This window comes from Microcoleus sp. A003_D6, assembly GCF_036702825.1.
In the GTDB taxonomy this organism is placed as follows: Bacteria; Cyanobacteriota; Cyanobacteriia; order Cyanobacteriales; family Microcoleaceae; genus Microcoleus.
On the sequence record NZ_JAUBWA010000026.1, the window covers coordinates 29,715 to 46,860 of the forward strand.

A 17,146-nucleotide genomic window follows, 5' to 3' on the forward strand; every position below is an offset into this window, starting at 1 on the left:
GGTATGGCTAGTAGCATAACAAATCTTTTTCTAGGATATCACATTAACGAGCAAATATACGTAGGTACTCGAACTCTAGTTTATCGCGGTCTTCGCTCTTCAGATGGGCAGGCTGTCGCGATTAAACTGCTACGAAATGATTTCCCCAGCTTCAACGAACTGGTTCACTTCCGCAACCAGTTCGTTATTGCTAAAAACTTGGAGATCCCCGGCACTGTCAAGGCTTACAGTCTGGAGACATACCATAACCACTATGCTCTGGTGATGGAAGACTTTGGCGGAATTTCCTTAAGTAGCTACCTCGCTAGTCTAGCAGAAGCTAGCAATGAAGCCCTAGAAGGCTTGCCCGTTAACGAGTTTCTTCCCATTGCGATTCAAATTGCCACTGCCCTGGACGGACTTTATCGCCACCGAGTCATCCATAAAGACCTTAAACCCGCCAACATTCTCATTAACCCCACTACCAAGCAAGTCAAACTAATTGACTTCAGCATCGCTTCCCTGCTACCTCGCGAAACCCAAGAAATTCAAAATCCCAACGCCCTTGAAGGCACCTTACCTTATATATCGCCCGAACAAACTGGGCGAATGAACCGAGGAATTGATTACCGCACGGATTTCTACTCGCTGGGAGTCACATTCTACGAACTGCTGGCGAGACAGTTGCCTTTCCAAAGCGAAGATCCGATAGAGTTAGTACACTGTCACCTTGCTAAGCAGCCTATCCCAGTCCATCACCTCAACAAAAGCGTTCCATTGGTGCTTTCGGATATTGTTAGCAAACTAATGGCGAAGAATGCTGAAGACCGCTATCAAAGTGCGATCGGACTCAAGTACGACTTGGAAAGTTGTTTGCACGAGTGGAAAGAGACAGGTGAAATAGCTAAATTTGACTTGGCAACACGAGATTTGTGCGATCGCTTCATCATCCCTGAAAAATTATACGGTAGAGAAAGCGAAGTATTCTCCCTGCTAGCAGCATTCGATCGCGTGAGTGCAGGTGGCACCGAAATGATGCTCGTTGCTGGCTTCTCCGGCATTGGCAAAACCGCTGTTGTCAACGAAGTTCACAAACCAATTGTGAGACAGCGAGGCTACTTCATTAAAGGCAAGTTCGACCAATTTCAGCGCAACCTTCCCTTTAGTGCTTTTGTACAGGCTTTTCGCGATTTAATGGGTCAATTATTGAGCGAAACAGATGCTGAGGTTGAGCAGTGGAAGGCTCAAATCCTCACAGCTTTGGGCGAGAATGCTCAAGTTGTTGTTGACGTGATTCCAGAACTAGAGCGGATTATCGGACAGCAACCTCCCGCACCAGAACTTTCTGGGAGTGCCGCTCAAAATCGATTTAATCGCTTATTTACGAACTTCATCTCTGTCTTTACAACCGAAGAACATCCTCTCGTCATCTTTTTAGACGACTTGCAATGGGCTGACTCAGCCTCGTTGAACTTGATTCAACTCCTGACGAGCGATCGCGAACGGCGTTATCTCTTTTTAATGGGAGCGTATCGAGATAACGAAGTCAGTCCCGTACACCCTTTAATGCTGACATTATCCGACATTCAAAAAACCGGGGCAACGGTAAATACCATTACTCTAGCTCCTCTAGCTCTCTCGGATTTGAATTGTCTGATTGCCGATACCTTAGCTTGCTCTACAAAGTTGGCGCTGCCCTTAACAGAACTGGTCGATCGGAAAACCAAAGGAAATCCATTTTTCAGCACGCAATTCCTCAAATCTTTGCAGGTCGATGGACTAATTGAATTTAATTTTGAGGCGCGGTATTGGCAGTGCGATATTTCCACAGTGCGAAGCTTGACACTAACGGATGATGTGGTGGAGTTCATGGCTCTTCAGTTGCAAAAGTTGCCTGCTACAACGCAAGATATTTTGAAGTTAGCTGCCTGCATTGGCAACCAGTTTGATTTAGCAACGTTAGCAATTGTTAGTGAAAAATCGCTAATAGAAACAGCAACTGTTCTATGGAAAGCGCTACAAGAAGGGCTGATTTTACCAGTTAGCGACGTTTATAAATTTTACCAAGCCGAGGGGAACAGCGAATTGCTAATGGGTAAGGGGAAGGAATCTGACCAATTACCAATTACCCATGACCAATTACCCAAATATAAATTTTTACACGATCGCGTCCAGCAAGCTGCCTATTCCCTCATCCCTCAAGAGCAAAAACTAGCGGTTCACCTGAATATTGGTGAGTTATTGTGGCAGCAAACCCCAGACGAAGAGTTAGAGGACAAACTCTTTGATATTGTCAATCAGTTAAATATCGGTGCCGGACTCATTGCAGAAGCCGATCGCCGCGAAGAACTAGCCCGACTCAATTTTCGCGTTGGAAAAAAGGCGAAAACCTCCACCGCTTATGAAGCCGCGATCGCCAACTTTAATAAAGGTTTAACCCTTTTGCCCGCTAACTCTTGGCAGACGCACTATTCTCTGACCCGCGACCTAACAATCGGTCTGGCAGAAGCCGAATATCTCAACGTCAATTTAGACCGCGCTGAAGAACTCATCGCGATCGTGCTGCAACAGAGCAAAACGCTCCTCGATCAAATTCCTGCCTACAAGCTCCAAATCGGATTGGAATTGGCACGCTATCGCATCGATCGAAGCTTAGAAAAGGGATTGCAAGTGTTAGAACGGCTCGGATTTCCTGTGGACGAACATTCTGAAACACTCTCCCAACTGCCCGATCTTGCCGATATTGAATCCCTCCCCATCGCCGAAGACGCTCGCTATCTGGCGGCGATGGACATTGCTGCCCATATTTATGCAGCGGCGGTAGTAACCAATCCCCCTATTTACGAGCTATTGGTCAAAAGGACTGTTGCCCTGGCTGGAGAGTTCGGTCAATCCCCCACGTCTGCCTACGCCTATGCCAATTACGGGATGGTACAGTCGGGTCGTGGCAATCTGGAAGTAGGGTATCAAGCGGGGCTATTGGCGATCGGCATTCTCGATCGATTTGCAGGCAACATCCTCAAATGCAAAGTTTATGCCGTTTTTAATGCCTTTATCCGCATTTGGAACGAACCGATCGAGAATACTTTAGCTCCCTTGAGTGAAGCCATCCAAAGCGGTTTAGAAACGGGAGACTACGAATATGCAGGCTATTGTATGGCGCATCGCATTGAGAGTTTGCTGTGCATGGGAGCCTCTTTAGAGTTGCTATTGGAAACCTTGGAAAAATATGTAGAACTGGCAACGCGCATCGAACAACCCTATACCCTTCTCATGCTGCGATCGTGGCAGCAAGTTGTGTTAAATTTGTCTGGACGGGCGGCTGACCCCTGCCGTTTGGTGGGTAAACATTACGATGAAAAAAGTGAGCTCGAAAAAGCGAAAGCTCAAGGGATCGATATAATCTTCCTCATCCTTTCTGCTGGCAAAATAACAGTCTTGTATTTCTTTGGGGCTTATGACGAAGCGGTAGCTTGCGGTGAAGAAGCGAGCCCCTGTCAACATTCCGTTCATGTCAAATTGTTCGAGAGCGCCCTTATCTTTTACTATGCTTTAGCCCTCCTCGCCGCTTGCCCGCAGACGGAAACCGAGCGCCAAGACTATCTCGATCGCGTAGCGGAACAACAAAAACGCCTGCAAATTTGGGCCGATCGCTTCTCTCCCTCCTTCCAGCATAAATGCGATCTCATTGAAGCAGAAAAAGCCCGCATCGAAGGCAACTTTCTCCAAGCGATCTATCTGTACGATCGCGCGATATCGGGAGCGAAGGAAAATAGTTTTATTCAAGATGAAGCCCTTGCCAATGAACTAGCAGCCAAATTCTATCTGACTTGGGGTAAAGAAAAATTTGCCCGACTTTATGCGATCGAGGCTTACTATGCCTACATTCGTTGGGGAGCAAAAGCTAAAGTCACAGATTTAGAACAACGTTATCCCCAACTACTTGCTCCGATCCTGCAACAAAATAAAGTGCTTTTACATCAAAGCGAATCAGTCCTCATTTCCACTGGCAACTCATCCATCTCCAGTTCAAGCCAAACCATTACTAGCAGCGCTACCTCCTCATGGATAGTAGATTTGCCAACAGTGATCAAAGCATCTCTTGCTATATCCAGCGAAATTGAAGTTGATCGGTTACTCTCTAGTCTCATCCAAGAGGCCATTAAAAATGCCGGAGCCGAAACAGGAGTATTCATTTTGAATGAAGAGGGAAACTGGAAAGTAGTTTTTCATTGCACCAGCACTCTTGAATGTTCCCTGCAATCTATGCCGTTAGAGGAGAGCCAGCTCATTCCTTTAAGTGTTATCAACTATGTCAAACGCACGAAAGAAACGCTAACTTTCGATGATGCCAGCGCTCAATCAAGATTTGCATCTGACCCCTACATAATCCAACATCAACCTCGGAGCCTGCTTTGCACTCCAATCTGCGAGCGAGGCAAAATGAGGGGGATTTTGTATTTGGAAAATAATTTAGCAACCGGGGCATTCACGAGCGATCGCGTCGCCATCCTCAACATCCTGTGTTCGCAAGCTGCAATTTCCTTACAGAACGCCCGACTGTATCAGCAATCCCAGGATTATGCCCAAAAACTAGAGCTTTATCTCAACGATCTCAAACAGATGCAACTGCAACTGGTACAGAATGAGAAGATGTCTGCTCTCGGCAATCTAGTAGCAGGAGTTGCCCACGAAATTAACAATCCCGTAGGCTTTATCGCAGGCAACTTGCAGCCGGCTCAAGAATACGTGGGGGATTTATTCAACTTGATTGATTTGTATCAAGAAAAATTTCCCAATCCGGGAGTGGAAATTGAAGCAGAAATTGAGGAGATGGACTTGGAGTATTTGCGAGAAGATTTGCCCAAATTGATTGGCTCAATGAATGAGGGAGTCGATCGCATCCGCAATATCAGTACGAGTTTGAGAACGTTTTCGAGGGCAGATAGCGATCGACCAGTTGCTTTCAATATTCACGACGGACTCGAAAGCACTCTGCTGATTCTCAAGCACCGTTTAAAAGCGAGCGAGTTTCGCCCTGCTATTGAAGTTGTGAAAGAGTATGGTAACTTGCCCCTCGTAAAATGCTTTCCCGGACAGTTGAACCAGGTATTTATGAACGTACTGGCCAATGCCATTGACGCTCTGGAGGAGTCAAATAAGGGGCTCAGTTTTAGTGAAATTAAAGCCCTACCCAATCAAATAACGGTTCAAACTAATCTGAGCGAAGACAAAAATCGGGTTGTGATTCGCATTAAGGATAATGGAGTGGGGATGTCGGCGGAAGTCAAGGAAAACATCTTTAACCACTTATTCACAACCAAGTGTGTGGGTGAAGGAACCGGATTAGGATTGTCGATCGCCCACCAAATTGTTGTGGAAAAACATGGAGGTACATTAGTCGTGAATTCCTGCCTCGGGCAGGGTTCGGAGTTTGTGATTTCTATTCCGGTATGAGCAGTTCGTGCTAGGCTTTAACGCAATTAGCGCCGTTTAGTAACAACAAACATACGGATATTCCGGGTTTCTAGATACCCATGCGTTTAGGATTGAAATTGTGAGTTGTAAGTTGTGAAACGTAATTTGTCTTATTGGCGTCCAATATTGTCAGTCTCGATTTTACCCGTACTGGCGATCGCCCAGTCTTTGCTTTGGAATCAACCCGGAAGAGCACAGGAGAGTCCGAGTGGCACAGGCATCTTGCCTGTGACTGAAAGCGGGCAAGATGCCCGCCCCAGTGGCACAGGCATCTTGCCTGTGATTGAGAATGGTGCAAACTCAGAGTTAAAACTGATGACTCAATCTGTACCGCCAGCTTCGAGAATTAGACAAGGCCGCCAAGTGTCTCTAAACGGCCGCATTCTCCCCCTAACTTGGACTCAGCAGCCGGCAAGCAGCACTTCTGCGAATTTCCGAACTTGGATTGCCGACGTTGGCTTGATGCAAAGTGCGGGAGTGGATTTGCTCAACACCGCCGATAGTGCCAAACAACCGGTGCAGTGGTTTTCGGTATCTTTAACCGACGCTCAAAGCTTAGCAGCGCGGGCAACCGGGCAGTATCGTTACTTAGATGTCACAGATTTTGCTAGACTTGCGGGCTGGCAGATATCAGCCGATGGAAATACTTTGAGAATCACCTCTCCGGTGACAAATATTACCGGAATTCGGCAAGCTGAGAGAGAATGGGGCGATCGCATAGTTGTGGATCTCGATCGCCCCGCCCCGTGGCAAGTCAACTTCGTCGATACACCAAGTCCATCGCCAACACCCGCACCCAACACCCCGGACGACCCCACAAAGCCCGCTATTCCCCTGCAAATCACGCCCGCAGCGCCAAACCTCGAAACACCAGACGACCCGACCAAACCCGCGCTCTCGCAGCCGCTAGCGCCCGCAGGGCCGATCGCCGGTCAAGAATGGTCGATCGCGATCGATGCCAAAGTCAATCCAACTTTAATTCAGCGTACTTTTGCAACTAGCAAACAATTGCTATCACTAAAAGTCGAACCTGCTGGCACTCAAACCAAAGTCAAAGTGACGATTCCTTTAGGTTGGCGGCCGCAAGTTTTCAGCCTGGGAAATTCCAATCGATTAGTTATCGACATTCGACCCGATTCGTTAGTAGAAAAAAATATTCTTTGGGCGCCGGGAGTGCGGTGGCGGCAGCAGTATCAAAATTTAGGAACCGCTCGTTTTCCCGTAGTTTGGTTAGAAGTTAATCCGCGTCAATCCGGTGTAAAACTTCGACCGCTTCTCAGCAATCCGCCGGCAGAGCAAGGCACAGCACCTTTACTGCAAACAGCCGAACTTTCTGGAACGGTTGCTGCAATTAATGCAGGATTTTTCAATCGGATAAATCGATTAGCTTTAGGAGCAATTCGGCGGGATAATAAATGGCTTTCCGGGCCGATATTGAACCGGGGGGCGATCGCCTGGAACGATCGGGGTGAATTTGTCATCAATCGTTTGACTTTGCAAGAAACCTTGATAACTCCAACAAATCAGCGTTTACCTATTTCTCATCTAAATAGTGCCTACGTGCAATCAGGAATCGGCCGCTACAATCCCGATTGGGGAAAAACCTATACTCCGTTTTCTGATAATGAAATAGTTGTGACAGTTGCGGGCAATCGAGTTGTCAGTCAATCTCCCGGTGGCGCACAGGGAAAAACAAATTTCCCGATTCCAGCAAACGGTTATGTTTTGGCTTTGCGTTCCAATTTTTCCCCTGCATCTCAATTAACTGCTGGCACTTTATTGCGTTTGGAAACTAACACAATTCCGGCAGATTTCAACCGTTTTCCTTACATTCTCGGCGGCGGGCCGGTGTTGGTAAAAAACAGTCGAGTTGTTTTGGATGCTAAGGCGGAAGGGTTTAGCGATGCGTATGTTCGACAGACAGCTATTCGGAGCGCGATCGGGCGAACTGCTGCGGGGAATTTGCTGATTGTAGCGGTACACAATCGCGCGGGCTCTTCGGGGCCAAATTTCGCGGAACTGGCGCAGATATTGCAGCAAATGGGTGCTGTGGAGGCTTTAAATTTGGATGGGGGAAGTTCGACGAGTTTGTATTTGGGAGGGAGTTTGCTCGATCGCCCGCCGTCTACTGCTGCGAGAGTTCATAATGCGATCGGCATTTTCATTCAACCATAAACCGTCACCTTAAATTGTAGGGTGCGTCAGCGTCTGTTATCTTCTCAACAATCGAGAATCTCCGCACTGACGCACTCTACAAACTCTTGTTCCCCCTTTATTAGACCTCTTGCAAAAATCCTTTCATCAATTTATGGGACGGGCTCTCCGGCCCGTCCCACAAGAGTTATTTTTTTTTGTGGGATGGGCATCTTGCCCGTCCTAATTATTTTTGCAATAAGTCTATTAAGGCAGGGCTATTTCATTCTCAGGAAAACCAGCCTTTTGACTCTTGTCGTGCCAAGAATGCCGACCCCACACATCCACAATTTTTTAGGCATTTGGTGGGATTGGGGTAGCCACGGGGGCAGCCCCTACCAATAGGTTTTCAGAAACCCGGTTTATTCAAAAAACCGGGTTTCTCTGTATTCTCAATCTGCCATCACAGACAACACATACTCTCCTTGATTTACTGACTGATTTGTCGAAACATCAAAAATGAAAACATCCGACTCAGCACAAACATCAACTAAACTCGGAAATTCCCCGTTTTTATTAAAGCTGAGAATTTGATAAAGCAGCTCGCCCTTTTTGACATAACTGCCCAATTGCACTCGATTTTGAATCATCCCGCCCGCCGGCGCGTAGTATTTGATCGCCGAATTCTTGGGGGTGAAAATAACTTGATGCGCCGCAGTTTCCGGGAGAGGAAATCCATCTATTTTCAATAAGCCCTTACTGGCTAAGTAATTTTTGATGCCCCGCAAGCCATTCGCCACCGACTCGGGATTCATTTCCATCCCCGAACCTAATTCTAAAGTCCAAGCTTCCACATCAAATTTGAGCGCACTTCCCAACTCTGCTAAACTCTTCTCCAGGGCCAGCCAAGGCTTGATAAACGCCTCGTCAAAAGCATCGCCGTCGTACTCGTTCATTAAGATTGCGCGATCGAGCAAAAAAGCTTTTGCACTTTCCTCGCGAGAATTAAAACAGTAAAGGTAATCTAAACTTTGATTCGTAGAACTGTGCAAATCCAGCACGTAGTCAGCATCCAAACACAAAGATTGTAGCTGATATCGGTAAAGTTCGCTGTAGGGGCGGCAACTAGGAGCGTTAATTTTTGCCAACTCTTTGGCAAAACTCAAAGCAATCGCTTTTCTGTAATTAACTTTGACAGTATCGGCATCGAGATGGATGTGAGACTGAGCAAAACCCAGAATATCTTCCCCTTTTTTTTCAAAATCCCAGAAAATTCGGTTCCAATTTACCCCATCATAAAGATTGTAGCGACCAGGGGAAAAATGGTGCGATCGCTGACTGACACCCACAGGATTGCAAACAGGAACCAGCCAAATTTCCCCGCTTAACTTGCTGCTGTCCAAAGACATTAAAAACTCAATTAATTGGTAAATCACCGCATTACCGCTAATCTCAGCACCGTGGAGGTTAGATTGGAGATAAGCTTTTTTGCCCGGAATCGCACCTTGGAACTGATAGACTTGCAGTGAAAGCCGATCGCCCGAAGCAAGCTGCACAACAGGAATAGTCGAAATAACTGGAATCATAGAGAAGGGAATGGGGAATGGGGAATTGGGCGAAGCGAAGCGGAGGGATGGGGCATGGGGCATTGGGCATTGGGCATCGGGCATGGGGCATTGGGCATCGGGCATCGGGCATTGGGCATGGGGCATCGGGCATGGGGCATCGGGCATTGGTAATTGTTACTAATGACTAATGACTAATGACTAATGACTAATGACTAATGACTAATGACTAATGACTAATGACTAATGACTTCATAGCCGATTTGCGGGCGTTGGTCTAAAATCAGTACAGTCCTCTGCTGATTTGCTTTTAGCAAGATTTCAGCATACTTACCCTGAAACCTGATAATAATCCTTGTGCCAGACACTGCCCAGAACCGCCCAGAGCTGGATCTGAAGACCATATTTCCCTTCGAGCTAGATAACTTTCAGAGAGAGGCGATCGCCGCCCTCGATGCAGGTAAATCCGTTGTCGTGTGCGCTCCCACAGGCTCCGGGAAAACGTTAATCGGCGAATACGCTATCCATCAAGCACTCTCCCGGGGGCGGCGCGTCTTCTACACCACTCCCCTCAAAGCTCTCTCCAATCAAAAGCTGCGCGACTTCCGCAGGCAATTTGGAGACGACAACGTAGGTTTGCTGACGGGTGACATCTCCTTCAATCGAGATGCCCCGATTTTGGTGATGACTACCGAAATATTTCGGAATATGCTCTACGGTACGCCGATCGGAGCTGTGGGTGCTTCCCTCACCGGAGTCGAAACCGTGGTGCTCGACGAGTGTCACTACATGAACGATCGCCAGCGCGGTACAGTCTGGGAAGAATCGATCATCTACTGTGCCGGCGAAATTCAACTGCTCGCCCTCTCAGCAACCGTAGCCAATAGCGACCAACTCACAGACTGGATCAACAAAGTCCACGGGCCCACAGAGCTTGTCTACTCAGACTTTCGGCCGGTGCCGCTGCAATTTCACTTCGCCAATCAAAAAGGGATATTTCCGCTGCTAGACGAGACTGGCAAAAGAGCCAACCTGCGGTTAATCCCCAAAAAGAAGGGGCAAAAAGTAGAAAGAGGTAGCATCCCCACTCCGAGTTTGACCGAAGTTTTGTCCCGGTTGGACGATCGAGATATGCTACCAGCAATTTACTTCATCTTCAGCCGTCGCGGGTGCGACCAAGCAGTCGCAGAAGTCGGCAATTTTTCCCTGGTTGACGAAGCCGAAACAGCCGAACTCAAACGCATCATTGACGATTTTTTACAGCGAAACCCAGAAGCAGAACGCTTCGGTCAAAAAGAAGCACTTTTAAAAGGCATCGCCGCCCACCACGCAGGCATTTTGCCCGCTTGGAAAGGTTTAGTAGAAGAACTCTTTGGCAGAGGTTTGATTAAAGTCGTATTTGCCACCGAAACCCTAGCAGCCGGGATTAATATGCCCGCCCGCACCACAGTCATTTCCACCCTGTCCAAGCGCACCGACAAGGGACACAGACTGCTAAACGCTTCAGAATTCCTGCAAATGGCCGGTCGGGCTGGTCGGCGGGGCATGGACGAGCTGGGGCACGTGGTCGCAGTGCAGACGCGCTTTGAAGGCGCAAAAGAAGCCTCCTATTTGGCAACAGCAAAAGCCGACCCCCTCGCCAGTCAGTTTACTCCCAGCTACGGCATGGTGCTGAATTTGCTGCAAACTCACACTCTCGACGAAGCTCAAGAGTTGGTAGAACGGAGTTTCGGTCAATACCTGTCTACCTTGTACTTGCAGCCGCAGCAAGAAGAATTAGACCGATTGCAAACAGAATTGGCGGTGCTGGAAGAGTCCTTGGCGGCTGGAGGTAATGTCTCTACCCTGGAAAAACAGCTCGCCCATTACGAAAAATTGCAGGCAAGACTCAAAGAAGACAAACGTTTGCTGAAAACTCTCTTGCAGCAAGCAGAAGAAGCTCGAATTAAGGAGATGTCCGTAGCTGTGGCTTTTGCAGTGCTCGGCACGGTTCTGAGTCTCAAAGGCAAGCACGTTCCGACAGCTAAACGATCGCACACAAATCCCGTACCCGCCGTATTGGTTGCCAAAATCGCAGGTTCGGGTCAAGCACCAAATTTGGTCTGCTTGGGCAAAGATAACCGCTGGTATGTCGTCGCCATTAGCGATGTCGCTACCCTGCACGCCGAATTACCCCGCTTGAGTGTTGCAGATACCTTGAACCCGCCGTCGGAAATGCCCCTGAGACTCGGCCAGTGCCGCTTGGCAAATGAAGAAACTGCTTCAATCGCTCAATCGATCCCAGAATTGCCCGCACCGGAACCGAGCCCAGAGGCGATCGAGCAACAGCAGAAAATCGCAGCCCTAGAAGCTAAGCTAGAAATTCACCCGGTTCTAGAATGGGGCAATCCCGGTACTTTGCTCAAACGCCAGCGCCGCCGGGAAGAATTGAAAAAAGAAATCCGCAAAAGCGAACAAGACTTAGAAAAGCAGCGAGCTCGCTACTGGGAGCAATTTCTCAACTTAATCGACATCTTGCTCAATTTTGGCTGCTTGGAAAGAGTAGTTTCGGCAGATGGAAATCGAGATGACTCCTCCGACAGGTTGGTGCCGACAATCTTGGGCCAAGCTTGTGCAGCCATTCGCGGCGATAACGAACTGTGGTTGGGTTTGTCGCTGATGTCTGCCGAGTTTGACGAACTCGACCCCCACCACCTCGCTGCTGCTTGCGCCGCCTTAGTTACAGAAGTTTCCAGGCCTGACAGTTGGACTCACTACTCGCTGTCGCCGGAAGTTTTGGCACCTTTGGACAATCTGCAAAAAGGCCTCCGCCGCCGATTGTTTCAAGTGCAGTACCGTCATGAAGCTGCAATCCCGATTTGGCTGGAACGGGATTTAGTGACTTTGGTCGAACAGTGGGCTCTGGGCGTTGAATGGCTGGAACTGATTAGCCATACGAGTTTGGATGAAGGGGATGTGGTGCGGATTTTGCGCCGGACTTTGGATTTCTTGTCTCAGATTCCTCATGTTCCTCACGTCTCGGATTCTTTGCGGAGGAATGCTTTTCGGGCGATGCAGTTAATCGATCGATTCCCGGTGAATGAAGCTGCAACTCAGTAACTTTTGAGTTGTAAGTTGACAGTTGACAGTTGACAGTTGACAGTTGACAGTTGACAGTTGACAGTTGGCTGTAAGCATTAGTGTCAAGTTAAGCCTGAAACCATGTCTAAATCAGGGTTGTAGCCGAGTCTAGATCCCCCTAAATCCCCCTTAAGAAGGGGGACTTTGAGCCGAATCCTCCTTATTAAGGGGGGTTAGGGGGGATCTAGACTTCGCTACAAACAAGAGAGACGGTCGGTTTAACGTGTTTGTTGACACCAACGGGCTGTCAACAGTCCCGCATCTAAATTGTATTTTTGGTTTTTCAACTAAAACAGCAGGAGTCCCGCACTCTACCTGTACAAGGAGTGAGTGACGGGATGAATGCGCGTGAGTAAAGAGATCCGCCCCCGAACAAAACCGACAATCTTTAGATATCGGAAAGTGAGGGGGCGGTCGATGAACGAACAAATCTTGCTCTGCCGCTCGCCATCGTCCGTTTCACGAGATAGAATAATATCATAGTTTGTGAAGATAATGCCCCAAGTAATCACCGCCAAGTTGAAACTAAACCTGACCACCGAGCAAAAAGCCTTGGTGTCTCAGACGGCCTTAGCTTACCGGGATGCCTTGAACTATACTTCACAAGTCGCTTTTGAAGCGGGTAAAACCAGTAATGGCGCTAAATTGCAGACAACTGTCTACAACGAATTGCGAGTGCGATTTGGGCTGGGAGCGCAAATGGCTTGCAATGTACCCAGACAAGTATCTGCTACCTACAAGACCCTTTGGTCTAAAGTAAAACAATCTAACGATGCTATTGCCAAAGGCTACACAAAGAGACGGTATAAAGGGCTAGATAAACCCCCTAGATATATTTCTCGAACCTGTACCCTAAACTATCAACGGGACTACTCTTTTAAGACCGAGCAGCAAGTGAGCATTATCACGCTGCAAGGTAGAATAGTAGTGCCATATGCTGGCTACAGCAAGCATCTAGATTTAATTGCCAATGGCGCTAAAATTGGAGCTGCTAAAATTGTCTATCAGCGTTCTTCTAAAGTCTACTACTTAATGACAAGCATTGAAGTAGAAGTACCTGAGCTAGATCCACTAAAAATAACCAGAATTTCTGGCGTCGATGTGGGTATGCGCTACTTAGCGGTGGAAACAGACTTACAAAACAAGTCTAAATTCTACTCAGGAAAAGAAGCTAGACATAAAGCCAACCGCTATCACAAAGCTAGACAGACTCTTCAGCGTAAAGACACTCGTTCGGCAAAGCGAAGACTAATCGCGTTATCTGGAAGAGAAAGACGGTTTATCGCTGATGTGAACCACCAAATCAGCAAGGAAATTGCCAAGCCTAACAGCCTGATTGGACTAGAGAACTTGACCGGAATCCGAGATAGAACTAAGTCTAAGTCTGGGAAAAATGCTAGCAAAAAACAGCGCAGAGCTAATAGAAATAAGGCTAAATGGTCATTTGCCGAATTGCACGGGCATATCGACTACAAAGCCAATCTAAATGGTTCGTTAGCAACTAAAGTTTCGGCTCATTATACATCGAAAAGTTGCCCTAAATGTGGACATACTTCGGATGCTAATAGACCTAACAAAGGACTCTTGTTTCGATGCGAATGTTGTAGTCATGAGTTACACGCTGATTTGGTGGGTGCGCGAAATATTACAATGAGAACGCTGCTAGTTCGGCAAGACTGGACTAGCACGGGGAGCTTGTCAGCATCCCCTAATGTGTCGAACGTTGAAACCAAAGCCGAAATCCTATCTAGGTTCTCGGAATTGCGGTGGAGTTCAGATACAAGCCCCCATCATAGCGGTACTCCGCTTGATTGTGGGTAGTTGACGCAAATGCACCCACATTTTAATCCCAAATCTAAAATCCAAAATCCAAAATCGCTCGATCGCATATTTTCCTGATTCAGGTTGCAGAACAGGATAGAAAATTGTATGGTGCGGATCGCTCTTAATTGTTATTGAATTTTTGTCTAGCGGTGTGGTGGCTAATTCTCATATTTATGCAACAAATCAAAAAGTCTCATCAAATGCCTGATGCCTGCTCCCAGGGTCAAAATTTTCGCTTTTTCACTTTCTTGCAAAGAGTCTTTATTGGAACTCTAGCGAGTACATTACTCAATCTCTTCATCATATTTCCCTCTCCGAGTTTCGCAGAAGTAGTTCTGGGCGTTGTTCGCAGTTCCGAGAATTCTCCCGATTGGGTGAAAATTACCACGCGCCTCTGGGAAAGCGGCATTGCTTACAAACCAATCAATCTCGAAGAAATCAAAAACTTGGCGGATTTAGCAGGCGTTAACGTGCTGTTTTTGCCCGACATTGAAACTTTGACTCCGGCGCAAATTAAAGTTTTAGAAGCTTGGGTATCCCAGGGCGGGCGCTTGATTGCTTCGGGCCCAGTCGGCCGCAGTTCCCCGGCCTTGGTGCGCCAATCTTTACGATCGCTCCTCGGGGCCTATTGGGCTTTTCCGTTAACCCAGCGGGCGGCGCTGCAACCCCGCACGCGCTGCCGGGATCTCGCCTGCACCGCTTCTAACAATTGGATGCCGGCTGCACAACAAAATGGCTCAGTCCAAGGCGGTGTCTTGATTCCCGCCGACGCGAACAGTCAAACAGTCGCTACTTGGAAAGATAGTTCCGGTTCCTCCGCAGCCATCGCCACCGATCGCGCTACCTATCTCGGCTGGCGCTGGGGTAGCGAAGGTTCGGCAAATGTAGACAAGGCTTGGCTGCAAGCCTCGATCGCCCGCTGGGGAGGCACAATCGCTTCGCAGCCTGTAGCGCCACCCACAGCGACCGCTCCCGCACTGCCAAATCCCCCCTCCAGAGTCACTAGAAACACCCCTAATTCGCCGCGCAGTACCCCGCTGAGCCGACTTTCTCCCTCTCTCTCTCCCTCGCTTCCCGATCCAGTACCTACAACTTTTACAGACCCTTCGGATCAGTCAGCGCCGGCGGGTTTGGACGTGCAGGCAAATTCTAATAAGCCGATCGTCAGCATTGAAGCGTATTTGATGCGCCAAGAACTCACCAACCTCCTCGGCAGGTTTGAAAGCGCCCTGACAGCAGCTAATTCAGGTAATACCGCCGTCAATCTCAATGCTGCTACCCCCCCTCAACTGGTGGCGGCAAGCAACAGTGGCGGCGGCCCGGCTGCGACTCGCCCGCCTGTTCTGCAAGGGGCAACGGCGCGGGCGATCGCCTCTGCGCGGCAGGTTTTGCAAACTTTCGACCAACTTCTGCAAGAGCAAAAGTACGCGGAGGCTCGATCGCAGTGGGTGGAAGCGCGGCAGTTGCTGTGGCAAAATTATCCCCAGGAAGGGCAGCGCGTTGGGGCGGAAATTCGGGCGGTTTGGCTCGATCGGGGTACGATCGTCGCAGCGCGATCGGAACAAGGTTTGGCGGCAGTGTTCGATCGGCTCGCCACCGCCGGTATCAACACCGTTTTCTTTGAAACTTTGAATGCCGGATATACAATTTATCCCAGTCAAGTTGCACCGCAACAAAACCCCCTCACAGTTGGCTGGGACCCGCTGGAATCTGCGGTTAAATTGGCTCGCGAGCGAGGCATGGAATTGCACGCTTGGGTTTGGATTTTTGCCACAGGAAATAAGCGCCACAATACTTTAATTGGCAAACCTAGTTCTTATCCCGGGCCGGTGCTTTCTGCTCATCCAGATTGGGCAAATATTGATAATAAAGGGCGGCGCCAACACGTCAATGATGGTAAATTTTATATCGACCCGGCGAACCCGGAAGCGCGCAGTTATTTGCTGCAAATTGTTAGCGAAATTGCCAGTAAGTACAAAGTAGATGGGGTGCAATTAGACTATATTCGCTACCCTTTTCAAGATGACAATGCGGGTTTCACCTACGGTTACGGTATTGCGGCGAGGCAGCAATTTAAGCAGTTGACTGGTGCAGATCCGGTGAATATTTCGCCTAGTTCCGGCAATTTGTGGCGGCAGTGGGTTGAGTTTAAAACTAATCAAATTAATACTTTTGTAGCTGAAGTTTCTCAGCTTTTGCGGCAGAATTCTCCGCGCACTATTCTGTCGGTGGCGGTGTTTCCGCACCCGGAAAGTCAGCGGATTTACAAAATTCAGCAAAATTGGGAAGTTTGGGCTCGTCAGGGAATTGTAGATTTGATTGTGCCGATGACTTATGCTTTGGATACGAACCGACTTCAGCGCATCACCGAACCGCTGGTAAAGGAACAAATTCTGGGTTCGGCTTTGATTTCTCCGTCGGTTAAATTGTTGACTCTCCCGGAAGTTGTGGCGATCGACCAAATTCAAGCTTTGCGCGATTTGCCGACTGGGGGTTATGCTATTTTTGCGGTGGAAAGTATCAGCAGCGGGATGCAGGGGTTTTTTAACCGCACTCAAGGCCGATCGGTGCGTTCCACTTCTGCTGCGGAGCCGATTCCTTACCGGCAGCCGTTTGCGGCCGCAGCTTCGCGCTATACTGCTCTCAAGCAGGAATGGAGTTTTTTGTTGGCTAACAATCAGTTGCGGGTGTCGGAATCTGAACTGAAAGTTTTGCAAAGTCGATCGGACGAATTGGCGCAAGCTTTGAGCAAATTGGCGGCAAATCCTTCTACGGAAAGTTTAGCAACTGCTAAAAGATTGTTGGGGAGTTTTCAATCTCAATTTCAATCTTCGATGCGCTTGCAGTCTGGGGAGAATAGCTATCAGGTGCAAACTTGGCAAAATCGTTTGGAGAGTTTGGATATGCTGTTGCGTTACGGCGAAAGGGTGGAGTTGAATCGCAGGTAAATGCAGGTTTTTGGGGGGAGTTATTGTTAGCTACTGTTTGTTCAAACTGAGATATTGCAATATTCTCAATAACCCTTCTCTGAGCGGGTTCTCCGGCTC

General features: G+C 48.3%; 7 protein-coding genes. 6 read left to right on the top strand and 1 reads right to left on the bottom strand.

Features of this window, described 5'->3' with window-relative positions; all coding sequences use genetic code 11:
* The first annotated feature begins 3 nt into the window (after nt 1-3).
* Both QUB70_RS10000 and QUB70_RS10005 read left to right on the top strand, forming a co-directional pair.
* Entirely contained in the window at nt 4-5,436 is a 5,433-nt protein-coding gene (locus tag QUB70_RS10000; RefSeq protein WP_332980006.1) for a trifunctional serine/threonine-protein kinase/ATP-binding protein/sensor histidine kinase, read from the top strand.
* Between the two features lie 114 nt (nt 5,437-5,550).
* Entirely contained in the window at nt 5,551-7,632 is a 2,082-nt protein-coding gene (locus tag QUB70_RS10005; protein WP_332980007.1) for a phosphodiester glycosidase family protein, read from the top strand.
* Between the two features lie 410 nt (nt 7,633-8,042).
* Here QUB70_RS10005 and QUB70_RS10010 read toward each other — a convergent pair whose 3' ends face one another.
* A complete protein-coding gene (locus tag QUB70_RS10010) occupies nt 8,043-9,176 on the bottom strand; it encodes a succinylglutamate desuccinylase/aspartoacylase family protein (protein WP_332980008.1) in 1,134 nt (377 codons plus the stop codon).
* A 10-nt stretch (nt 9,177-9,186) separates the two neighbouring features.
* Between QUB70_RS10010 and QUB70_RS10015 the strand changes: the two genes are divergently transcribed.
* The 4 genes from QUB70_RS10015 to QUB70_RS10030 all read left to right on the top strand — a co-directional run bounded on the left by QUB70_RS10015 (nt 9,187) and on the right by QUB70_RS10030 (nt 17,047).
* Nucleotides 9,187-9,339, top strand: coding sequence for a hypothetical protein (locus QUB70_RS10015; RefSeq protein ID WP_332980009.1), 153 nt, complete (start codon nt 9,187-9,189; stop codon nt 9,337-9,339).
* Nucleotides 9,340-9,512: 173 nt separating this feature from the next.
* The gene (locus tag QUB70_RS10020; RefSeq protein ID WP_332980010.1) at nt 9,513-12,254 is read left to right on the top strand and encodes a DEAD/DEAH box helicase; all 2,742 of its coding nucleotides are present in this window, start codon (nt 9,513-9,515) and stop codon (nt 12,252-12,254) included.
* Nucleotides 12,255-12,770: 516 nt separating this feature from the next.
* Complete coding sequence (locus QUB70_RS10025) at nt 12,771-14,096, top strand: RNA-guided endonuclease InsQ/TnpB family protein (RefSeq protein ID WP_332980011.1); 1,326 nt, start codon at nt 12,771-12,773, stop codon at nt 14,094-14,096.
* A gap of 176 nt (nt 14,097-14,272) precedes the next feature.
* Entirely contained in the window at nt 14,273-17,047 is a 2,775-nt protein-coding gene (locus tag QUB70_RS10030) for a family 10 glycosylhydrolase (protein WP_332980013.1), read from the top strand.
* Nucleotides 17,048-17,146 lie beyond the last annotated feature (99 nt).